Below are 23223 nucleotides of genomic sequence, written 5' to 3'. Positions count from 1 at the left end.
GTAGAATGACTCGGCATGGAAAAACCGAAGACATTCTTTATTCGCACCTATGGGTGCCAGATGAACGAGCTCGACTCAGAGATCATGGTGGGGCAACTCCTAAAGCGGGGGCTCAAGCGGGTCTACGATGAAAAAGAGGGCGATCTCCTTGTTTTTAACACCTGCTCAATACGCGATCTTGCCGAACGGAAGGTAATGGGGAAGATTGGGCAGCTCGGCCGCTCCAAAAAAAAGCAGATGATCGGAGTGACCGGTTGTATGGCAATGGCCAAAAAAGAGAGCCTCTTCCGAAAACTCCCCAATGTTGACTTCGTCATCGGAACCAATAACATCACCGACCTAGGGATGATCCTCGATAATGTGATCGACACCGGCCGCCCCCAAATCAAAACCGATGACCAATTTGAAGAAAACCTCGACTACCTTGTGGCCAAACGGGACGACAAATATAAGGCCCACGTCTCTATCATCCGGGGCTGCGATAAGTACTGCACCTACTGCGTCGTTCCCTATACGCGCGGACAAGAGGTCTCCCGCCCCCCTGAAGATATTGAAAAGGAGGTCCGCCTCCTCGCTGACCAAGGCTATAAAGAGATCACCCTACTCGGCCAAAATGTAAATAGCTACGGAAAAGATCAGCCCGAATGGCAAGAGCTTTTCCACGACCTCCTATACCGCCTCGATAAGGTTGATGGAATCGAGCGGATCCGCTTTATGACAAGCCACCCGATCGATATCACCCGCGAGCTCATGGAAGCGATCCGCGACCTCCCTTCTCTTTGCGAATTTGTCCATTTCCCCATCCAAGCCGGATCCAGCCGGATCCTTAAAAAGATGCACCGGATCTACACTAAAGAGCAATACTTTGAAAAGGTGGCTCTCCTTAAAGAGATTGTCCCCAATGTTTCTATTGGCACCGACATCATCGTCGGCTTCCCGACTGAAACCGAAGAGGAGTTTGAAGAAACACTTGAGGCTTTTAGACAGATCCGTTACTCGGTTGCCTTCCTCTATACCTACAGCCCTCGAAAAGGGACTCCTGCTATGCGGTGGAAGGATGACATTCCTCAAGAGGTGAAGGATGACCGCCTCCAACGTCTCATGACCCTTCATGAGTCGATCACCGCAGAAGAGCGCCAATCCCTTCTCAATCAAGAATTAGAAGTTCTTGTTGAGCGGCGTAATAGAGATGGACAGCTAAAAGGGCGGACCCGCTGCTGGAAGAAGGTGATCTTCCCCGGCGACGAGTCCCTCATCGGCACGCTGCAAAACGTTCAAATCCACAGCTACAACCACCAAACCCTCATCGGTGAGTGTAAAAATTAAGTAGACTGGAAAATTTTAAGTAAGTTAAAATTTTTCTTTCTCTTAGTCCAATTTAGGGGTATATATGGCTCGCCTTATCATCTTAGCTTCCTTACTCTTTTTTCGCTTTGAAGCGTTTTCTTTAGAATCAAAAGAGTCAAGCTTCTATTGCCCTCACGGCTGTCATAGTTGGTTTTCAGAGGGAACTCGAGAAATGGAGAAGCTCTTCATGAGTGCCTTACGAGAAGCTACCTTCATTGGTGATTATGCCTATTACTTTTACCGAACAGGACAAGAAACAATCCCCTTAGAGGACAGCTTAGCGATTAAGAACAAAAACTTTTTTGATATATGGCTTCCAAGAATGATGGAGAAAGGATTGTTGATCTTCAACCACCCTTCTTCAGTATACTGGCTGATTGAGTTTGAAGAGGAAGATAAAGCCAGCGCGTGCGATTTTTTACATAGGCCGTTCGTGATGCGCAGGCTTCACATAAGCTGCAAGGATCAGCCCTGCTAGAAACCAGGTCACAATCAGATCAGCCACCATCACTAGAGTAAACTGGAAGCCAGCGCCGAACCAATTCCAATCAGGCACATAGCCAAGGATCCCCACAATCAGTCCAATGGTCATAGTGAAAATAAGACGCCCACCATAACCAAGTGTCGTCACCCGTAGAAGAGCGCAGATCAACGCTGCACCGACAAACTGGGTCAGGAAAGAAAAGACATAGGGCCAGGCCATGGTAGGGTCCATCCCCTTTCTTTGAACCTGCATAAAAATGAAGGGAGCTTTTGCCATTGCTTGTAGCTCTTCTTCAGTACTACCCTCTTTATTGACAAAATGAGGAGAAACATAAGTCCCATCTTTAGGGACATTGCGCATAATCGTCTGGGAAACTTCTGTTTCATTTGTAAAGGCATTCATCCCAGTGTTATGCCAGGGAAGAACCATCCAAGAAACAAAAGACCATGCAAATGCGATGACCGCTCCAATAATTCCCCCAATGATCACTTTTCTCATAAACAAACTCCAATCGTTGTTTTTGAGCCAGGTTAACCTTTATAACATTTTTTGAAAAGTTTCTTCGTCAAGAATTGTGATGCCAAGGGTTTTGGCTTTGTCATATTTGGAGCCGGGATCTTCACCGACTAAGACATAATCGGTTTTTTTACTCACCGAGCCACTCACCTTTCCCCCCCGCTCTTTAATGAGATTGCCCGCTTCGCTTCGGGTTAATCCTTCTAAAGAACCGGTCAAAACAAAGGCTTTTCCCGCAAAGGAATGGCCGACAATTTTTTTCATTTGGGCGGTCGGCTGAACGCCGAGATCAAGAAGATCATCGAGCTCTTTTTGGTGGGCAGGATCATCTAAAAAGGTAACGATAGAAGCGGCCACTTTATCCCCCACCCCATCGATATTGCAAAGCTCTTCTTTACCCATCTCAGAAAGTTTTTCGATGCTTTCTGCGCTATCTGCTAAAAGTTGAGCTGTCCCTTCTCCCACAAAAGGAATGCCTATGGCAAAGATGAAGCGGGCAAGGGTTGTTTTTTTGGAGTTTTCTAAGCTTTTTAAAAGATTGGCAATCGCTTTTTCTTTAAACCCTTCGACCTGGGCAAGTTCTTCTTCGGTGAGGCGGTAGAGGTCTGAGATACGGGTGACAAACCCAAGCTCGATAAGTTTTTTGACGATTTCAGGCCCTAGGTGGTCGATATCCATCGCATTTTTGCTGGCAAAAAAGGAGATGCGGCGGAGGTTTTGTCCGCCACACGCTGTTTTATTCGGGCAGCGCACCGCGACCTCTCCCTCTTTACGGGTGACAGGTGAGTGGCAAACGGGGCACGCTTCAGGCATCGTCCACGGCTTCGAATCAGAAGGCCGTTTTTCGGTAAGGACCCGGACCACTTTAGGGATCACATCCCCCCCTTTTTCGATGATGACGGTGTCCCCTTCTCGGATATCTTTCCGGAGCACCTCTTCTTCGTTATGGAGAGTCGCGCGGGAAATAGTGCTCCCCGCTAAGGGAACCGGCTTAAGATCGGCAACGGGGGTTAAAACCCCGGTCCGCCCGACCTGCACAGAGATCGCTTCGATCATCGTTTCGGCTTGTTCGGGAGCAAATTTATAGGCGGTTGCCCACCGAGGACTTTTCGCGGTTGCCCCTAAAATATCGTGGTAGCGGAGGCTGTTGACCTTAATGACAATCCCATCGATCTCAAAGGGAAGTTTAGTCCGCTCTTTTTCAATCGTATCTGCAAAGGCTAAGATCTCATCCACATCTTGGCATACCTTAAAGTGTTTTTCTTCACCGACGGGAAGGCCTAGTTTTTTGAGATACGTGTGGACATCGGATTGCTTTTCAAGGCCATCTGCAATGGCGTTATAGGTGACGATATCGAGTTTCCGTTTGGCCACTTCTTTTGAGTCGAGAAGTTTTAAAGAACCAGCAGCAGCATTGCGGGGGTTGGACCAAGGGGTCTCTCCCTCTTCTTCTCGCTCTCGGTTCATTTCGATGAAGTCGCGCTGAGGAATAAAGACCTCTCCCCGCACTTCTAGGGTCACCGCCTCTTTCAGTTCATGGGGGATCGAGCGGATCGTTTTGACATTCGCAGTGATGTCATCGCCCCGCTTTCCATTTCCTCGGGTCACTCCACGGACAAGCTTTCCTTTTTCGTAATGAAGAGAGATTGCGACTCCATCCATCTTAAGCTCCACACAGTACTCAACCGCCCGCCCCTCTAAATTCTTATCGACCCGCTTGAAAAAGTCGGCCACTTCTTCTTTCGAGTAGGTATTGCTTAAAGAGAGCATCGGGTGGGTATGCTTGACCTGGACGAATCCTTTGGTGGGCATCTCCCCAACCCGCTTGGTGGGGCTATCAGCAGGGACCCACTCGGAATGCTTTTCCTCGATCTTTTCCACTTGTTTAACAAGGAGGTCATACTCATAGTCAGAAATCTCAGGAGTCGACTGTTGAAAGTAGAGCTCGTTATGTTTTTGGATCTCTTCTAAAAGCTTTAAGTAGTCGTCTTTATTCATACCTGAAGGATAAGGGTTGCTAGAGGGGGAAGGGTGAACCTGATCCCCTCTTTTTCATATGTGATATCAGGGTTCATGATGCCATACCCCCCATATTCTTTTAAATCGGTAGAAAAAATTTCTCTTGGTTTCCCTTCAAAAGGGATCAAGTAGTTTTCAAGCTCTTCGGGGGAAAAGTGGTGGACACAGAGGAGGGTTTCCTCCCCGCCTCGCCTTAAGTAAGCCAACACTCCATTGGCATGGTCACTATGGTCGATCCACTCAAACCCCTCTTCTGAAAAATCGTCGGCATAAAGGGCTGGATGCCCGCGGTAAAAATGGTTAAGATCTGCGACGCACCGGTGAAGTTTATGGTGGTAGGATTGGCCCAAGAGTTCCCAGTGAAGCCCCTCTTTGCAGTCCCACTCAAGCCACTGCCCCATCTCCCCTCCCATAAAGAGCAATTTCTTTCCTGGATGGCAGATCATATAGCTCAAAAGGAGGCGGAGGTGGGCAAACTTTTCCCACTCGTTCCCCACAGATTTGGAAAGAAGGCTCTTCTTTCCATGAACTACTTCGTCGTGAGACAAGGGCAAAAGATGTTTTTCAGCATAAAAATAGCTCATCTCATGGATCAAGCTCTCTTGCATCTCGGCGCGAGATGCATACCGCGTCCCAAAATAACGCAACGTATCGTTCATCCACCCCAAATTCCATCGCAGGTCAAACCCGAGCCCTTCCGGGTCGGTTACCCCAGGAAAGGCATGGGATTCTTCAGCAATCATGAGCGCTGTTGGGAACCTATCGTGCACTTTTTGGTTCAGCTGTTTTAAAAAAGCAATCCCCTCAAGGTTTTCCCTTCCCCCATGCACGTTGGGAAGCCACTCCCCCTCTTTCCGTTCAAAGTCGAGGTAGACAATCGATGAAACCGCATCGACCCGGAGCCCATCAACATGCATTTTCCCCAAATAAAAAAGGGCACTTCCGATTAAAAAGTTTGCCACCTCATGTCGCCCAAAATTAAAGATGTGGGTGTTCCATTGGGGATGGTATCTCTGGCAAGGATCTTGGTGCTCATAAAGGAAGGTCCCATCAAAGCGGGCGATCGAGTGGTCATCAATCGGAAAGTGACCGGGAACCCAGTCGAGAATCACCCCGATTCCCTCTTGATGAAGATGGTCGACCAGGTACTGAAAATCTTCAACTGTTCCATAACGACGAGAGATCGCATAAAAGCCCGAGACCTGATACCCCCATGATTCATCCAAGGGATGTCCCATCACCGGCATCAGCTCCACATGGGTGTAGCCCATCTTCTTCACATAGGCGCTAAGCTCAGGAGCGACCTCTCGGTATCCCTTTTTCCATGCTCCCAAGTGAAGTTCATAGATATTGAGGGGCTGATGGGGGCACCGCTTTCGGTTTTCCATCCATTCTTGATCCCCCCACTCATGCCGATCGATCCGGGTGACAACCGATGCGGTATGGGGACGCATCTCCCCTTGATAGCCATAAGGATCGGCCTTAAAAAGCACCTCGCCATCAGTCTTGAAAACCGCAAACTTATAAAGGGCCCCCTCTTCTAAACCGGGAACAAAAAGTTCCCACACCCCCGAGGCTCCCATCCGCCGCATCGGATTTTTCTCTACTTCCCAGTTATTGAAGTCGCCAACAAGAGAGACCCGTTTTGCGCAGGGTGCCCATACAGAAAACTTGACACCAGCGATCTCTTGGTGGGTGCAGAGCCGTCCGCCCATCACCTCATCAAGAGCCGTATGGTCTCCCCTTTGGAAAGCTTGCTCATCTTCCTCGCTAAAGGTGGGCAGAAAAGCGTAGGGGTCATGAGCGACAAGGCCGCTCGGATGGATGATCCGATAGTCTTTGCAGGTCAGCGACTGCGGAGCGCGGTACACGTTTGTTTCCGCGGTGACCGCTTCGCCAAGAACCTCAAGCGCTCCCGGCTGCAGAAGACGGATCACCGTCCCCTCTTCATGCAGCCCCAAATAGTGATGTGGATTGGTAGGGTCCATGGACCCTATCCTGAACTAAGAGAGTTTTTCTGGCTAGAGCTCGCTAGAAAACCTCTATTTGCTGCTTGATGAAGAGGATGAGCTTGATGAATTCTCTACCGCCTTAGCCCCTAGTTCTTTAACTTTTTTTTCTAAGCAATTAACTTTCTCCGTAAGGTTGATTACTTGCGTTTCTAGTTGTCTGTTCCAAGCTAAGCGAGCTCGAAGAATCCTTTTCTTATTTCTTTTAACCTTTTCTTCCAAAAAACTGACTTCAGACTGCAAGTTTTTAACATCTTCTTTCATTTCATTATTCAGCTCATTAACCACAGAATTTACCAAGGAATGAATATCCTGATGACCTTGTAACAACTCTTTTTTTATAGAATCAGCAATTCCTTTAAACGCCTCATTAATACTCTTAATCGTCCGGGGCTTTGAAGGTCTAACTGGCACTTCATTTAAAGAGGCTAGAGGAAGTTTAAATTTTTCGTCCACATTGGCAACGTTTTTATATAAAAGACCTCTATTGCTTAGAGATATATAATCTTTTTGGAAGGCAAAAAAATACCCATACTTTCCGGTTTTACTTGCTTCATCTTTAGATCTAGGTTTTTTTCTTATATTAAAGTACGGTTTTTGTTTTTCTGTAACGAAAAACAAACCTGGCTTTGTATATACCCCATTTATAGTAAAACCCTCCGTATTAAGCTTCTCCTTTAAAAACCATTCGCTCTTATAAGAAACTTCTCTAATATTACATATGATATTTTCTAAAAGATACTCATGGCTCAGAACAATGACATTCGTTTTCAGTATGGAAAGTAAAAACCTTAGCACCCCCTCTACAGCCAAGCACTCACGCTTTTCTTCTTGTACTTGCAAGATCTGCTGAGCATATCTAATAGTCATTGCTCTCGCAATGTATTCGCAATCGGCTTTTCCAATTGTTTCGATAACACCCATGAGCCTTTTATTAATACCTTTTTCATGATTACTCTTTGCATAATCTATTAAAGAATTAACGATTGCTCCAATAGCTCCAGCCCCAGGAAGTGGAGCAGCGCTAACAATAGTACCCAAGCAAAATTGAAAAAAACCAATCGCCTTTCTTGATTTTTTATAAGTACCTTGTGCAACTGCTGAATTTTCTTGAAAAAGGGTTAGAAGCGACCTAACCTTAAGCATCTCTTTTCCGAATTTGTCATAATAGCACTTAAGCTCTGTATTCTGTTGAATCAATTTAGACTGAGCTAAACCGTCTTGATCTACGGGGGATGGACCGTCCCCTAGGGAGTGAGCTATAGTTTGTGATAGGTAATGATAAGGTGATACTGAGGTCATATTAATACTCTCCTAAATGTGTCTTATTTAAAGCTTCTAATTCCTGATTTTGTCTCTCTAGTTCTTCCTTTAAGGCTGCCTCTTTGAGCTTTAATTCTCTTTTGTTTTTAAGCAACTGATGCCGATCTCTTACCAACAAAGAATTGATTTGATTATTCAATTCTTTTGCTTCTTTTTTCCTGTTTCCTTTGATCTCTAAGGACCTAAGCAAGTTCAGAGCATCAACAAGGATAATATTTTGCTCAGACGCCCCGGAATTTCTTAAAATATCTATTGCTACAGTGAGGGTATCTTTTGCTTGATCATCTTTTCCAATCTTTAAATAGCAAAAAGCCAATTCTTTAAAAGCAAAGGCGAGCTTATTTTCCTTCTTTTCTTCTCTAAAGGTTTTGATGCTTTCATTAAAGCATTCAATAGCTTTCTCATATTGTCCTTTTTTTTTATATAAAGAACCAAAATTGATGTAAAATTGAGCCTTTTTCTGTGCTGAGAGACTTTCAAAGCCTTTTTTAGCTTCTTTATACTCTTCTTCAGCCTTTTTGAAATTCCCCTGATTGGAGTAAGCATATGCTAAACCTCCCCTTGCAATAGATCCCCCTCCCATCTCTAGTGCACGATTAAACACTTCGACCGCTTTAGAATACCTCTTCAAACTATTAAGCAACATGCCATAATTACTTAAAGCAACGCCAATAGAAACCAGTTTTTTCTTACCGTCTGGATCAAAAATTTGGTCCAAAACGGCTACAGCTTTAAAATATTTGCAGGCCTTCTCTTTATCCATAGTTTTAAGGTAGGCATACCCCATATTGCTTAGCAAAATCAGAAGATCTTTTCGAGCAAAGGAGTCACTATGTTTAGCATGTTTAGCAAAGAGGTCGTAAGCCTTTTCATATTGATCAACTGCTCTTAAAAATTCTTTTTTGCTCGAATAGGCCTCACCTATATGGTTATAGGTTTCTGCTAGCCCTTCCCATGCTGATTCATTGTCTGGGCTGTACAATTTTTTTCGAATATCCAATGCTTTCAGGTGATTTTCTAAACACTTATCCATCAATTCTTCATTAGATTTGGCTTGTTCACTGTAAGCCTCGGCTAAGTGATTAAGCACTTTTCCCTTCAACTCTGGGCTAAAATTTTGGTTTGGTTCCTGTAATACTTCTTCAAGCTGAGCAATTATTGGTTCATACGCTGAGTCGCGCCTGATATGGTACATCCAAGCTCGACCGATGGCTTTTATTATTTTTAGCTCAAAACCATTGTTAGGTTCTTGTTTAATTTTTTCTTTTATACGTTTAAGTAACCCAGGACGATCTATTGGTTTGGTTAAGTCAAAAAGCGTGAAGCCATTTTTGTTACAGGCTATAGCATTACCTTTTTCTAGCTCTGCCTCTAATGTTTTTTGAGAATTTTTATTCTCTTCAGAAACCATGTTTACAAATTGTTGATAAACCGAATTCTTAGACAGCGGACCTGTTAAATGAGTTGTAGAGCTAGAAGAACTTGAGGAGCTAGAAGAACTAGAAGAACTATTGCTAGTATCGGGACTAGCCATATTGGTAAAAAATAGAACAGGATCTTTGTTTAAAGGGTTGGTACTCGACATTGTGGTTACTCTCCTTAATCAGTTAAAAATTAATATTAACCATGTGCTAACTATCCTATTTTTGTCAAAGAGTTTTTGGCATGGTTCAAAAATTGGGGTTTTTGGGTAACAAAAGGGGTCACGGAACCCTACCTCTTACCAGCGGGAAAGGGCTTAAGACTTAATTGGTGGAGGTATGTTAAGCAGCCTTTTTAATCGTGGGCTTATATGCTTCTTCTCTCTTAAATAGAGTGTAGCCCAAAAGCTCTAACCAATGGTCATGATCTTTATCTGTGAGAAGTTCCTTTGGACTTTTACCAACTCTTTCTGGACGAGAGCTGCGTATAAACCGTCGGTGGTTTAGGAAGAACTGGAGAAGCTCTAAGTAGTCCTTGTTAAGGTTTTTACGAAGAAAAAAGTAGTTCCTTAAGCGACTGTTAAGGTTTTCAACTATAGAGCTCGCTCTAACTGTTTCTTTAATGAGGCTTTTAATCTCTTCTTCAAGTTCATAAAACCTTTTTCCTATTTTATGGTGGAGGTCTCCAGCCCGTTCCCAATAAAGATTATCTTGAGTAGAAATAGCTTGAAGCTCAAAAACTTGGCGAACCAAGTAGTCATCTACTCCGTATATAACGGCTAGTTCTTGTAAGCGCTCATCAAGGTCATTAACAAATCGAAGAAGATCTTTGCCCTGCTTTTCAAGCAAGCGGCGCACAGGCTTGATTCGATGAGGGCATTGTTGCTCTCGAGATTGAAGTTCAGCAACAACAAAGTCTAACAACTCTTGACGTGATTCTAAGCTGGTCCCAGTAACAGACAAAATATCATTTTTTAGCCAGCTGGATAAAGTTGAGATATCGTTTTTCAACTTTAGCGCAGCTGAAGCTTCCTTTCGGGCGTGGCCAAGGCGCCTAGAGTGCTTGGCTCCCTGGCAGCTTTTCTTTGCTTTTGTTATTTTTATTTCCAGTTTTTCAACAGTTTCAGCGGTCGCCATTGCTCGATTTCCTAAAAACGTTACCACTTTCCCTATATCGTATATGGGATGAAATACATCCCCACGACAAGGCACATCAGGCCATGCTTCCTGTTGACCACTTCTCAGTGCCTTGCCTGCATCAGCAATAGTATGGTCCAGCTTCATGCTCTGATCAGAAAGCTCTAAAAGATGAACTCCCCAAGACACAGTATCTCGATTTTCTACTTGCTTAAGGAGATAGGTGTAGGTGGATTCTACATCACAACCAACGAGAACGGGGGTTCTTCCCTGAAAAATCTCATCATGAGCTCCCACCCTTATTTGAGAAAGGTCTTGTTGAGAGTTGATCTGTTTGGCTTTTGCTAAGACTCCACTGAGAATATTGTGGATATTGCCTTTAGAAATACCAAAGTTTAGTAGGTCTCTAAAAATCTCAATCACCCCCTGATAAGAGCTATGACAAATCATAACCAAAGCTATGACCAACTGATGCAGCCAAGCTTTTGTGACGGGAATATAAAACAGAACTTCTTTGTCATCAGAACCATCTTCCAAAAATGCTGAGTCCAAAGCTTTACTCGCTTTATCCTTTTGAGAATAAACAAATTTACGACTTGTATTTAACTCTTCTGCCAAAGGGTGTGTAGTAAATCAGTTGGGAAACATTAGGCAGCCAATTCTGACATTTCACTTTCCATAAAAGATCCATACAGCCTCTCTCTTTCCTTAGATATATGGTATCGCCAATAATCATTGGCCATCCCATTAATCTGAATAGATCTCATACTGAGCACTGCCTCTGCTCCATTTATCGTCCATTGCATTCCGCTCTGTTCCATTCGATCCTTGACTAAGTTTTTGCAGGCTCCTTCCACTACCCCGGATCCAATGGGGTATCCCTTCACGAGATATTTATCATAACGCATATGTTCTTTACCATTTTCTAAATAGGTAATGATTTTAAGCAGCTGTTTTTTTTTGCTTTGTGATATCGCTTCTAAATCTCTTTTTAACTCAGAAATAATCTCTTCTATCTTTCCATTTAAAAGTTTAGTCAGCTTATCAGTCACCCAACTTTGTGCTTTTGCGCTCCCTTTTTTAAAAAAAATATGGGCTCCCATCCATAGGTACTCCATCACATGGAAGATATCAATGATGATTGTGAACCAAGGTAAATAGGTTTTAAGCAGGTTGCGCAACTTATGTTCTCCATCAACAAGAGCCACACTTTGTTTTTCTCTCTGGGGATCCCTTTTTTCAACCTCTGCCTTTAGACGCTGGATTGCCTCTTCCTTTCCCTCTAAAGTTGCTTGAACCACTTTATTGACTGGGCGAGGAGGGTCGTTCTTCTTTTTCTTGCTCAAAATGCTTTCTGCAGTCCTTTTATGTCGGGATATTGTGTAAGCTCCAATAACAGTGGACATTTTCTTTTTTCCTGGTTTCAGCTCACTTTCGGCCTGTGATTTTTTTGACCTTTCCCCTTTCTTCTTCATTTTCCTTGGCTTTTTTTTAGGAGGTGGTTTTTCAAGCTCTCCCTTTTTCATCACAATACCCTTCCCATCAGCTGTTGCTACAAAAATTTCTTTTTCACTTTTTTTGAAAGGTTCTTGGCGCTCTTTGTAAAAGTTCGGGGCATCGATACCAGCTCGTTGGATAATAGTTTCAATCGTGCTTCCCCATAGGGGAATTCCTAGAATGGTTTCTAAAAATTTAGCCGATTTTTTATAAGGCTCCTCAGATCCAAGAATTGCCCCCCACTCTTGTAATACATAAGAATGCTCTATTTTGGGCATATTAAGCTCTGTATCTAAAGGGTAAATTTCACCCTTTTCTTTTGTCCAATAGCAGGCTCTTAAAATACTTATTTTTCCAAATATTGATAGATACTTCTTATTTTTCTTCGAATGGTAGCTACGCTCATTTCCCTCCTTATCCAAATGAACTCTACCCTTGTATCCAACTCCTTTTTGCTGAAGAAATATCCTGAGAAAGGTCAAACCCAACTCTAAAAGGCTTCGAAAAATCCCTTTTTCAACTTCGTTAATTTGTTGATTCTGAGCCTCTTCTTGAACATACTTTAAAATATCCTCGAATTGTTTTTTGGCTTGTGCTATAACTTGTTCCATAGATACTCCAGTGGTTGGTTTTTGGCAGTTGTTATTTTTTCCAAAATCGTACTTACTGGGGTATTTTTTTTCTACTTTTCCCTTCTGTCCTACCTTCCAACTGATTTACTACACACCCTCAGGATTTTATGGTCCATGTTTTTGTAAATTACTTGTGTTGTGTTGTTTGAAAATATCTGCGGGGTCGGCATGGAGGGTGCGGAGTGCATGACGCAAGCCCTTGAGGCAGTGGGGAGCATGCCCCCGCTCTTGGGTGAGCTTTTCGGCAAGGGCAAGGTGGTGCCAGGCCTCTTTGTAGTGGAACCGGTTCATCAGCACAATTGCTAGGTAGTATTCAACGGTGGGGTTTGTTGGGTCGAGGTCATGGTAGCGCAAAAGCGTTTCAAGGGCTTCGTGCCCCCGTCCTAGCTGCAGATAGGTGACCGCTAGCTGGAAGATGCCATCCCGAAATTTAGGGGACTTTTTCAAAACCTTGAGAAGCTGTTTTTGCTTGTTGAGGATCGAAGTGCGTGTTTCATCGACATGAGCAAAGAGGGTTTTAAGTCCTTCAATTGTAGCCCGTCTTTGAAGAAAATCTTCGGGCCCCGTCTCTTTTGAAACGGCATGGTCAAAAGTCAAATTCTTGATTTCCCGCAGCAGTTTTTTTCCTTGTCTTACCTTCCCTACAAAGAGGTAGTTATAGCCCAATAGCATCTTGAGAAGGGGATCGTTAGGCAAGAAAGGGAGGGCCTCTTCATAGAGCTTCACCGCTGTTTGATGGTCCCCTTTTTGCCAAGACACCGAGGCTTGGTTGATAAAGGCAAGGCCGACAACCTCTTTCATATTCCGCTCTTGGAGCTTTCGGGTGTTGATCCCCAGATAAGCTCGATCGGGAAGGTGGATCCCTCGCGCTGTCGTTTCAATATTGAGCTCACTGCTATGGCGGATGTAGATGTGGCCGGGAGGGGTGATGATCTCTAAAGGCAAATCGAGCCGCTGGGCGATCGCAAGGTAAAGGGTTGAAACGCCCAAGCAGACCCCAAGGCGGCTGTCGAGGACCGAAGCGAGGAAGGTGTAGGTGTCGATATCCTTTGCATAGAGGGAGTGAGGGGGAAAGCGGAACCGCTTTTCATGGAAGATAAAGTGGCTAATGGCGCGGATCTTTTCCTCATCACTAGCTCCCACCGGGAGGCGGGCCAAGATTTGGAGAGCGATCAGATCGAGCGACGCTTCATACTGCCGGACTGTGAGAGGGTCTTCCTCAAACTGATAGAGAAAAAGGGCGCGTGCCAGGTCAATTTCCTTTGAAGGGAGTTTAAATAGGGCCTTTTTCTTCCACACCTGGTGTCCTTTTAGCTTGCGGTGGGCCAGGTGGTCGGAAACCTGCTCGATCATCTCAAGCTGCTCTTCATCTAAAAGGATATCGCTTTCTAGGGGCTCTTTATTGACCAGGCCGATGACCGCATCGATCTCCATTGCCGGGAGGACAAGGTTCCCCTCAAGGAGCCGCTTTTCAATCCGGTGTTTGTGCATCAGCGCCCACGCATCGGCAAGGGCCTGCTCTCCCTCCTCTGACTGAGGGTAGAGGTGGTAGAACGCAAAGAGCTGTGAAATCGACTGGGGGTCTAAACTCCGGTAAAGGGTTGTTAATTGGGGAGAGTTGGCAAAGGCCATTCCCCAAAATAGTGAAGCTAAAAAGATAAACTTTTTCATGTCCTAAGGTTAATCGAGAAAAATTGATTAAATCAAGATTTATGTTATATACCAAATGATGAGACAACTGTATTTGCTCCTCATAGGGGTTCTTTTTTCTTATACACTTTATGGAAAACCGCAAGGGTTTGAGCTTAAATCGGGTAAAGCTTCCTTTAAGGAGGGAGCGATCCACCAAAGCTCCAACAAGGCGATCGTTCACTGGAAAGACTTTTCGGTGGGCAAGGGGGAGACCCTCCGCTTTATCCAGCCGGGGCGGGATGCGGCGATCCTCAACCGGGTCACTGGGGGCAAGGTTAGCCAGATCCTTGGCTCGCTTAAGGCTAATGGACATGTCCTTCTCGTAAACCCCAATGGAGTTTATGTGGGGGGAACCATCCATGCAGCGGGATTTGTCGCCTCAACAGCGGACCTTTCAAGTGAAGAGTTCCTCAAGGGAAGTGAGTGGACCTTTTCGGCACCTGGAAACGGAAAAATCGTCCAAGATGGGACGATTTCGTGTCATTCGGGAGAGGTTTATCTGATTGCGAAGGAAATTGAAGGGGCTGGGAAAACGGCAGGTCACTTTGTTGGGAAGGTGGCTGCTGAGGAGGTGCTGATCCGTCCTTACACAAACCAGCGGGTCTTTATTCGGACGGAGCTTGGAGAACTTGATGGTGGGAATCCTTATGAGTACGCGATCCGTCATGAGGGAAAAGTAGAAACTTTTGCGGTTAAGGAAGAGGCTGGGAAGATTTATCTTGTGGCCGATCAGGTGATCGCTAATGGAACCCTTATATCGGAAAGTGGAAACATTGAGGTTGATGGAAAAGAGGTTCACGTTAAGGATAATGCCTGCATCGATACTTCTGGGGTCCGTGGAGGGAGCATTCGGATAGGGGCCGATATTTTGAGGGTCAAGGGTAGAATTTCTGCAGATGGCTGGGAGAAAGATGGGGGGACTGTTTCTATCCGGGGAAACAGGTGCACAGACTTTTTAGGAGTCATTTCAGCTCAGGCTTTAGGGCAAGAGGGGAATGGAGGGGTTGTCACAATTTTTAGCAACGGGTTGATTCTAAATGGCAGGGTCTCTTTTGATGCTAAAAATGGGATGTTTGGAGAGCTTATTTTAAACGCACAAGAGCCTTAATTCTCTCATTAAGAGAAGCGTCATTCGTCAACACCTCCAACGGACATTTATACCGGTAAGTCCAGTTAAAATGGTTTTCGGTACCAGGGATGTTGATGACCTCATCTTCAGGGTTTCCCCAAGTCAGTTCTGGAGGAAGGTATTCCTGGAGCAGGTTGATATGAAAAAGGCTTGGGGTGTGGTGACTTTTGTGGACCATCTCTTGGGAGAGTGAAGGCTCGAGATCGTGAGTTGACACGGTCGAGAGACTTGCTGGAGGATACGCTTCAATGTTAGGGCTCCAGCGGAGAATCTTGGTTCCGGGAATTCCGAGTTCTAACATCGTCTCTCGAATAAAATGAGGGGGGTCGCCCAAATCTTCTCCTATGGGGAGCATATCGGAAAAAGAGAGGAGGGTTTCCAAAAGTTTTCTCCCTTGCACTTCCATCAGCCCCTCTTTTTTCGGAACGAAAAAACCTTTATCGGCTATTTCTCCATGAGGGATGGCCCAAATCCGGAAGAAGCCGATGATATGATCGATCCGGTAAAGGTGAAAGTATTGTGCGGCTGTTTGAATCCGTCTCCGCCACCATTCAAAATGGTTTTCCTCCATCGCTTTCCAGTTATAGAGGGGGAATTTCCACACTTGCCCTTTTGGATCGAACTTCGTAGGGGGGCTGCCCGCCTGGAGCGAGAGGTCAAAAAACTCGGGATGGGCCCACACATCGGCGCTCTTGGGACTCAAAAGAATCGGAATATCCCCCTTAAGAAACACCCCCTTTTTCTCCGCATGTTTTTTTACTTTGAGAAGCTGCGTGTGGCAGAGGTATTGAACAATCAAGTGAAAGTTTTCTGTCTCTCCCTCGGTTTTGACTTTATAGCGGGCATAATAGCGGAGGTGGGGACTCCTTTCTACAAAGGCTTGGTAGCTTGGGTCCTCAAGGATCACTTTTTCCATGTCGGCCACATACTTTTTTAAAAACGCGAGCTTTTTCTCTAAGACTTCCCAGTAGGGAACCCGTTTACTTTCCGAAAAGGTTAGCTTTTCATCGGTGAGTGCATGGAGGCTCAGGTAAATGGGATGAAGGGCTGTTCCGGAGAGGGCTTTATAAGGGCTCGCATCCTCTCCCGAGTCGTTTAAGGGAAGAAGCTGCAACACATCCATTCCGAGATCAGAGAGCCAGTCGATCAAAGGGATCAGGTCGAGGAACTCTCCACATCCTTGGCTTTGCTCTGTCCAGATCGAAAGGAGGGGAACCTGTATGCCGTGGTGGTGGCGAACACCTACCCTTTTCCACCCGCGCCCAACTGCTGTCTGCTCGAGGCTCATTGTGCAAAGGGAGGGGGTTTATCGGAGACGCTTTGATATTTTCTAGGGGCAGAAGCGCCACTTGCAAGAGCTGTCCGCCATTCATCCGCCTCCTCAATAAAACCTTCTAGATGGGTCACTAACTTTTCTCCAGAAAGTTTTTCAGCGGGAAGAAACTGGTGGAGGATCAAAAGGCTTTTCTGCTCATAAAAAGCCAGGAATCCAAACGGGTGATAGGTGCTATTGACCTTCATCGCTTCTTTTAAGACCTCTTCCCGAAAGCGTCCGGGAGGAATCTCTGAAACAAATGAGCACATCAATAGGTTTTCCCCATGTTCATCCATCTGAATTTGCACTTCAAGGGTGTCATCAAGGAGGATGTTACACGCATGATTTTTATCCACATGGAGAGGAATGCCGGTGATTTCCCCTAGATCCCAAAGAAGTTCCTGAAAGCGGTCCATTACTCTTCTTCCTCATCGATCTCATCCTCGAGATCGCTCAAAGTTTCCATCAATGCCATTAACACCTCTTGCCTATGCCGCTCCGACTTAAAAAGCATCGGGGAGATGTGGCGCATTGCATCGCGGTACTGGGTGTAGACAATGATCTGCGCAGCGAGTTCTTCAGCAATGCCGAGGACAAATGACTGCTTAAGGATTTTATCGGGAGTGGGGTAGCGCTCTTCTAAAAGTTTCATCAGAAGGCGGGCTAAGACTTCATAGTTAACCCGGCTCGGCATCGAAAGATCGTATTGGTCAAACTGCTTCTTAATCATCCCCATTCGGGCAAAGAAAAAGCGGAAAAGGCCGAGGATCGCTTGCATCGAGCGGGTTTCTGAAAAGAGGCGTTTGAGCTCTTCGCGCGCAATCGAAGGTCCCTTGGCTTTCATATCATCGCCAAGAGAGTGGAGGATAAAATCGATGATATTTTTCATATCGGAGAATTGAAACTTAGCGGTGAGCTCATCAAAGAGCTGTTTAGGAGTGCGAGGGTTCCCCGTGATTTCTCGATAAAGATCACGGAGAGCCGTGGGGCTTCCGAGTCCCTTTTTCGAAAACTGTTGCGCCTGCGTCCGAATGTTGTGGCCTGCCTGGATCTGCCGTCCATACTGGGCATTAAAATCCTCTTTGATCCCGATATATTTTTTCTTAAGGGCCTCTTTATTTTCAGAGACCTCGATCAAAAAGTCGATCGCCTCATCGGCAAGCGACTTATCGGCGTAAATCTTCTGCAGCTTTTCAAGGATCTTTTCGTGGGAGTCATCAGGCTTGATCTCCTGATGGAGGGACATGAGGGTCTTTTTCTGAAGCTCGGGGTTTTTCGCGTAGTAGTTAGCGGCGACCCTTTCTACATTAGAGGGCTCTTTTGCCTCTTTTTCGGTTTTTTGTCCCTTTTGCCCCTCTGGCGGACGTTCCGTGCGCTTATTCAGAGGCTCAAAATTCTTCCTCATCTTAAGAGGGTTAAAGATCATGAGCTCTTGCGCTTCCTGCATATTTGCTTGGCTACCGACTTGCCGCGCTTCTCGGCGGGCAATATTGCCTGCTTTCTTAGCTTCTTGCGCTGCGTGGGTGCGTGCCCCCCGAACCTCGTTGACCTTATTATCTTCTGCCATGAACCTATCCGTAAGTTATAATATTCTTTATTTTCAATTGATTTCTAGCAGATTTTTGGAAACTGATTTGAGCACATTGTCCAAAAGACAAGGGCGAAAAATCAGCTTCCAAAAAGATGCAGAAAGCATGGAAAGAAAGGGCATTAGAATTTATGGATAGGTTCATAATTTTACCTTACTTCTCTTGCTCCAACTTTTCAAGGCGGGAAATAAAGTAGAGTGGAATGTTGTAAATGTCTCCATCATGCTTCAGGTTCATGGGGCTTGTTCGCAAGAGTTTTGATGGGGCATATTTTTTAGCATAGGTCACAAGACTTTTCTTTTTCTGACTTGTCCCTGCCTTCACTTCTAGAGGAAAAATACCGTGGCCCTCTTCGATGAGAAAGTCGACCTCTGCAATTCCTTCACTTACCCAGTAATAGAGTTTTTTCTGACACGTTGCGGTGAGCTCTTGCGCAATATAGTTTTCTGTCAAAGCTCCCTTAAACTCGGTAAATAAAATGTCCCCATCGATAACTACCTGGGGAGAAAGGCTACTTTGTGCACCCAAAAGTCCAACATCTGATAAGAAGATCTTGAAGATGTTGCTACTGGCATAGGCGCTTAAAGGAAATTTAGGAGACTTAACAAGATCGCTTTTATGAATCAGCCCTGCATCTAAGAGCCACTGAATTGCCTCTTCATAGTCCCTTCCCCGGGCACTTTTTCGAATCGCTGCAAAAATAAACTTCTTATTTTCTTTGGCAAGCTGTCGGTGGATCTCTTTCCAAACAGTGGTGATTTTCATGATTTCATTAGGAGGGGCATGTTTTGCAAAGTCTTTCTCATAAGCATCTAAGATTTCCAATTGTACTTCCCTTACAGTATTCAAGTTTTCAGATTTGGTATATTCAGAAACTGCTTCAGGCATCCCCCCAATAAAAAAGTAGAGCTTGAGAAGTGCAATCAGTTTATCATGCATCGGATTGGGAAGGGGCTCATACGCCGAATACTCTTCTAAAAATGTACGCGTTTTTTCATGTCCTAGAGCCGAGAGAAACTCAAAGAACGTTAGGGGATACATATGGAGAAAATTGACTTTGCCTACAGGGAAGCCCTTTTCTTGAGCCATCTTGACCCCAAGAAGTGACCCTGCTGCTGCAACATGGTACTCATTTGCTTCCTCGCAAAAATACTTCAGGCTATTAAGCGCTTTGGGACATTCTTGAACCTCATCGAAGATCAAAAGGGTCTTTTGAGGGTCAATGTCCACTTCTGCATGGATCGCTAATGTTTGAAGGAGCTTTTTGGGATCTAAAGTGCTTTCGAAATACTGAGAGAGTTTTTCCTCTTTTTCGAAGTTAAAGTAGGCTACTTTTTCATAAGAAGTGTTCCCAAAATATTTGAGAGCATGGGTCTTTCCAACCTGCCTTGCGCCATTGATTATAAGTGGTTTGCGTCTAGAGGAGGTCTTCCAGGTCTCTAAATGGGGGTAAATATCTCTTTTCATACCCTTAAAATAGGTCAATTTCGGCTAAAAAGCAAGGATTCGTTAGGAAAACGTGGAGATTTTCACGTTTTTCGTTGGAAAAACGTGGTGACCTCGCACGTTTTTCCAACGAAAAACATGTTTTTAGGGTCAAAATCAGGTGAGTTGGATGCGGCCGAGAGGCTGGATCCGGACCTCGGGGACGATCTCCTGATAGGAGACGACGGGGAGGTCGGGGAAGTCTCCTTCGATCAGCTTGCGGGCAAAGCGGCGGACATCGATCGCGGTGAGAAGGACGGGGGGTTGTCCTCCTGGAGGGGTCGGTACAATGACACCCCGCATCGCATGGAGGATGAGTTGGACCGAGTCGGGATCGAGGGCAAGGTAAGAGCCGCCCGAGGTTTGCTTAATCGCTCCTCGGATCATATCTTCGATCTCAGGATCGAGAAGATAGACCGCAAGGGTCGTTTGCCCAAGGGAGTATTTGTAGCTGATGTAGCGCTTCAGCGAGGAGCGGACATATTCGGTTAGGAGGACCGTATCTTTTTCGGTTTGGGCCCATTCGCTTAACGCTTCTAAGATGGTGCGGAGGTCTTTGATCGACACCTGTTCTTGAACAAGGCGTCGGAAGATCTCGGTCAACTTTTGGAGGGGAACGAGTCGGGTCACCTCTTTGACCAGATCAGGGAAGGCTTTTTCGACAAACTCTAGAATCGCTCGCACCTCTTGGATCCCGATGAATTCAGCAGCATAGTTTTTATAGAACTGGGAGAGGTGGAGGACCATCACATCAAGGGGCTTCCAATATTTGATCCCTGCTTTTTTTAGCACCTCAATGTAGCGGCTTTCGACCCAAAGGGCTGCTTGCCCCACGGCATTTTTCGAGGTGGTGAAGGGGAGGTTGTACCGCTTTAAGGTCTCTTCAGTTTCGTTGGTCAGGACGGCGTGGTCCATGATCCGCCCGCGCACCGTTGGGACTTCATTGAGGAAGATCGCATACTCATTTCCATCGAGAGTTGTCGAGTCGGTCCGGACATGGACACCGGGGAAGCGGACCCCGAGGTCTTGATAAAGGGCATGACGCATCTTGGGGATCATTTCATCGATAAAGGTCGTTCCCCCTTTTTCTTTCCGTATCAGCCCTGAAAGACTTTTTCCCATTTCCATAATGACGGGGAGGGTGAGGGCGTAGTCATCGAGTCCTCCACCGACCACGGTGTGTCCTTCAACGTCGGTTTCGACGCTGGTGGGACCAATTGTTCCTGCGGCTGTTTTGGTAGCCCGTTTTTTTTCTTTGAGGTGGTTGCGGATTCCTACGGAGGAGAAGACAGCTGTTAGAATTAAGAAGACGGTTGTAGGGAAACCTTTAAGCCATGCCATTCCAAAGGTCACAAATCCCGCTAAAATAAGACCTTTCGAGTGGGAGAAGATTTGGGAAGAGATATCCCGCCCCAGGTTGGTCCCCTTTTTTTCGCTTGAAACCCGCGTGGTGACAATACCGGCGGTTAATGAGATCATGAGGGAGGGGATCTGGGTAACAAGTCCTTCTCCAATAGAAAGGAGGGTATAGGTCTTTGCAGACTCCATAGCGGTCAGCCCATGCATGACCATTCCGATCACAAGCCCCCCAACGATATTGATCACCGCGATGACAATACCGGCGATGACATCTCCTTTAACGAACTTCAAGGCACCATCCATGGCACCATAGAGTTGGCTTTCTTTTTGAAGAGCAAGACGCATTTCACGGGCTTGGTTGGCGTCTAGGGTTCCGCTTCTGAGGTCGGCGTCGATACTCATCTGCTTACCAGGCATCGCATCCAAGGTAAAACGGGCGGCAACTTCAGCGACCCGCTCAGCACCCTTTGTCACAACGATGAACTGGACGATGGTGATGATCAGGAAGATTACACCCCCGACGACAAAGTTTCCTCCAACAACGAGGTTTCCAAAAGCGCTGATGATCTTTCCAGCATCGGCATAGAGGAGGATTTGCCGCGTGGCAGCGATCTCAATTCCGAGACGGAAGAGGGTCGTAATGAGCAAAATGGAAGGGAAAATCGAAAGGTGGACCGCTTTTTGGATATAGAGAGAGACCATGAGGAGACAGACGGAGACGCTTAAGTTGATCCCGATGAGCATATCGAGAATGGCATGGGGAAGGGGGACGATGATCATCAAGATGATCGTGATGACGAAGGCCGCAAGGACCACATCGCTGGATCGATTGAGAAGATCTGAAATTTTCCTACCGCCTAGGAAGTCTGCAAGTGCCATATGAATCTATCCATGGATTATAATATTTTTGATTTTCGTTTGATTTCTAGTCCATTTTTGAAAATTGATTTGAGGACATTGTCCAAAAGACAAGGCCGAAAAATCAATTTTCAAAAAGGGGCAGAAAGGACGGAAAGAAAAAATGTTTGAATTTGCGGATAGGTTCATTATTTAAAGATGTCAATGTTGTATTCAGGTTCTGCTGTTGCTTCAATAGTGTCAAGCCACTTCAAGACCTCAGCAATCGCTTCATAGGTCTCTTCAGGTATATAATGACCGATTGTCCCTTTATTGTATAGTTCTTGAGCTAAAGGAACATTTCTCATAATCGGAACATGGTGTTCTTGAGCGACTTTTACAATATTTTCCGCTGTTACTCCTTTTCCCATAATGAGGATTTTTGGAGCGGGATCTTCTTCAGCATCATAGGTTAAAGCAATGGCAAGATGGATGGGATTGGTGATGACCGCCCGTGCCCGCCTTGCTACTGGGGGACCATCTTGGTAGGCAATTTCTTGCTGTGCTTGCCGTCTTTTTCCCTTGATTTCGGGGTTTCCTTCGGTATCTTTGTATTCTTGTTTGACTTCGAACTTTTCCATCTTCATTTCTTTTGCAAAGTTTTTCCTTTGGAAAACGAGGTCAAAAATGGCCACAGCGAGGAAGAAAATGCCGACCCGCACCGCCACTTTAACCAAAAACTTACTAAAGACAATGGCGCTTCCCATGATCGGCATCGCTGCCGTTGCGATAATCTCAGGGAGGCTATTTTTTACTACCGAGTAGATTAAAATAACCGCACCAGCGATCTTCATGATCGACTTCAAAAGCTCGATAAAGGTCTTGAGCTTAAACATCCCCTTGAGGTTAGTCACCGGGTTAAGCTTTTTGATGTCGGGCTTCATCGCTTGCATCGAGAAAAGGGGGCCGACAATTAAAAAGTTAACGATTACTCCTACCAGTGAGATCAAGATCATAAAAGGCATTGAGGTATTAAAGATTACCTGGATAGCAGCCATGAGATACATCGGAATTTGTGAAAAAAGGGAGTCTCCCTCTCCTCCGCGGCCAATTCCGGTAAAGACCGTGACCATGAAGCCTGCTAGATTTTTAAAAAAATAGCCCGAAGTAGCCACAATCAGCGCAAAGGAGGTAATAAAAGTAAAAGCAGAGGGGAAGTCTTTAGATTTGGCGACTTGCCCTTTTTTGCGCGCATCGCGCAGCTTCTTTGGGGTCGCCTTTTCGGTTTTCTCAGCCATTCAATCCGTAGTGATTACAAAAAAACCAGCATACCCCATCCCTATTAATTAAGGAAGAGGGGGCTCAAACCAGCACAATAACCGCAGAAATTGATTTATTGTGCTGGTTATAGGGGTGGCTATAATCAGCACAA

General features: G+C 45.5%; 16 protein-coding genes. 2 read left to right on the top strand and 14 right to left on the bottom strand.

The genetic code is table 11. From position 1 onward, the window contains the following. Positions 1–15 precede the first annotated feature (15 nt). Positions 16–1326 carry a tRNA (N6-isopentenyl adenosine(37)-C2)-methylthiotransferase MiaB gene (miaB, locus tag NEPTK9_RS00275; protein WP_194846823.1) on the top strand — a complete coding sequence of 437 codons (1311 nt, stop codon included), beginning with the start codon at positions 16–18 and terminating at the stop codon, positions 1324–1326. A 439-nt stretch (positions 1327–1765) separates the two neighbouring features. On the opposite strand, the gene NEPTK9_RS00270 is transcribed toward miaB, so the two are convergent. From NEPTK9_RS00270 to NEPTK9_RS00235, 8 genes are all read right to left on the bottom strand, one after another. Then, positions 1766–2329 (bottom strand): hypothetical protein, encoded by a 564-nt coding sequence (locus tag NEPTK9_RS00270; RefSeq protein ID WP_194846822.1) that lies wholly within the window; start codon positions 2327–2329, stop codon positions 1766–1768. A 39-nt stretch (positions 2330–2368) separates the two neighbouring features. Then, positions 2369–4345 carry an NAD-dependent DNA ligase LigA gene (gene ligA, locus NEPTK9_RS00265; RefSeq protein WP_194846821.1) on the bottom strand — a complete coding sequence of 659 codons (1977 nt, stop codon included), beginning with the start codon at positions 4343–4345 and terminating at the stop codon, positions 2369–2371. Continuing rightward, entirely contained in the window at positions 4342–6354 is a 2013-nt protein-coding gene (gene glgB / locus NEPTK9_RS00260) for a 1,4-alpha-glucan branching protein GlgB (protein ID WP_194846820.1), read from the bottom strand. The genes ligA and glgB overlap by 4 nt, the downstream gene beginning before the upstream one ends. 54 nt (positions 6355–6408) lie before the next feature. Then, positions 6409–7677 (bottom strand): hypothetical protein, encoded by a 1269-nt coding sequence (locus NEPTK9_RS00255; RefSeq protein WP_194846819.1) that lies wholly within the window; start codon positions 7675–7677, stop codon positions 6409–6411. 1 nt (position 7678) lies between these two features. Further along, a complete protein-coding gene (locus NEPTK9_RS00250; RefSeq protein ID WP_194846818.1) occupies positions 7679–9283 on the bottom strand; it encodes a tetratricopeptide repeat protein in 1605 nt (534 codons plus the stop codon). A gap of 178 nt (positions 9284–9461) precedes the next feature. After that, positions 9462–10874 (bottom strand): hypothetical protein, encoded by a 1413-nt coding sequence (locus tag NEPTK9_RS00245; protein WP_194846817.1) that lies wholly within the window; start codon positions 10872–10874, stop codon positions 9462–9464. A gap of 29 nt (positions 10875–10903) precedes the next feature. Then, positions 10904–12364, bottom strand: coding sequence for an ISKra4 family transposase (locus tag NEPTK9_RS00240; protein WP_194846816.1), 1461 nt, complete (start codon positions 12362–12364; stop codon positions 10904–10906). Between the two features lie 126 nt (positions 12365–12490). After that, a complete protein-coding gene (locus NEPTK9_RS00235) occupies positions 12491–14056 on the bottom strand; it encodes a transglutaminase family protein (protein WP_194846815.1) in 1566 nt (521 codons plus the stop codon). A 55-nt stretch (positions 14057–14111) separates the two neighbouring features. Between NEPTK9_RS00235 and NEPTK9_RS00230 the strand changes: the two genes are divergently transcribed. Beyond that, positions 14112–15185, top strand: coding sequence for a filamentous hemagglutinin N-terminal domain-containing protein (locus tag NEPTK9_RS00230; protein WP_194846814.1), 1074 nt, complete (start codon positions 14112–14114; stop codon positions 15183–15185). Here NEPTK9_RS00230 and NEPTK9_RS00225 read toward each other — a convergent pair. From NEPTK9_RS00225 to sctU, 6 genes are all read right to left on the bottom strand, one after another. Beyond that, positions 15160–16494: a 4-alpha-glucanotransferase gene (locus NEPTK9_RS00225; RefSeq protein ID WP_194846813.1), complete on the bottom strand. Its 1335-nt coding sequence runs from the start codon at positions 16492–16494 to the stop codon at positions 15160–15162. The genes NEPTK9_RS00230 and NEPTK9_RS00225 overlap by 26 nt on opposite strands. After that, positions 16491–16937, bottom strand: coding sequence for a CesT family type III secretion system chaperone (locus NEPTK9_RS00220; RefSeq protein ID WP_194846812.1), 447 nt, complete (start codon positions 16935–16937; stop codon positions 16491–16493). The genes NEPTK9_RS00225 and NEPTK9_RS00220 overlap by 4 nt, the downstream gene beginning before the upstream one ends. Further along, complete coding sequence (locus NEPTK9_RS00215; protein ID WP_194846811.1) at positions 16937–18088, bottom strand: HrpJ domain-containing protein; 1152 nt, start codon at positions 18086–18088, stop codon at positions 16937–16939. The genes NEPTK9_RS00220 and NEPTK9_RS00215 overlap by 1 nt, the downstream gene beginning before the upstream one ends. Positions 18089–18263: 175 nt before the next feature. Next, a complete protein-coding gene (locus NEPTK9_RS00210) occupies positions 18264–19577 on the bottom strand; it encodes an ATP-binding protein (protein ID WP_194846810.1) in 1314 nt (437 codons plus the stop codon). A gap of 135 nt (positions 19578–19712) precedes the next feature. Then, the gene (sctV, locus tag NEPTK9_RS00205) at positions 19713–21833 is read right to left on the bottom strand and encodes a type III secretion system export apparatus subunit SctV (protein WP_194846809.1); all 2121 of its coding nucleotides are present in this window, start codon (positions 21831–21833) and stop codon (positions 19713–19715) included. Between the two features lie 167 nt (positions 21834–22000). Then, positions 22001–23089 (bottom strand): type III secretion system export apparatus subunit SctU, encoded by a 1089-nt coding sequence (gene sctU, locus NEPTK9_RS00200; protein WP_194846808.1) that lies wholly within the window; start codon positions 23087–23089, stop codon positions 22001–22003. Positions 23090–23223 lie beyond the last annotated feature (134 nt).

The organism is Candidatus Neptunochlamydia vexilliferae (assembly GCF_015356785.1).
In the GTDB taxonomy this organism is placed as follows: Bacteria; Chlamydiota; Chlamydiia; order Chlamydiales; family Simkaniaceae; genus Neptunichlamydia; species Neptunichlamydia vexilliferae.
The sequence above is the reverse complement of the archived record's forward strand: the minus strand, read 5'-3'. Positions and strand labels throughout refer to the sequence as shown.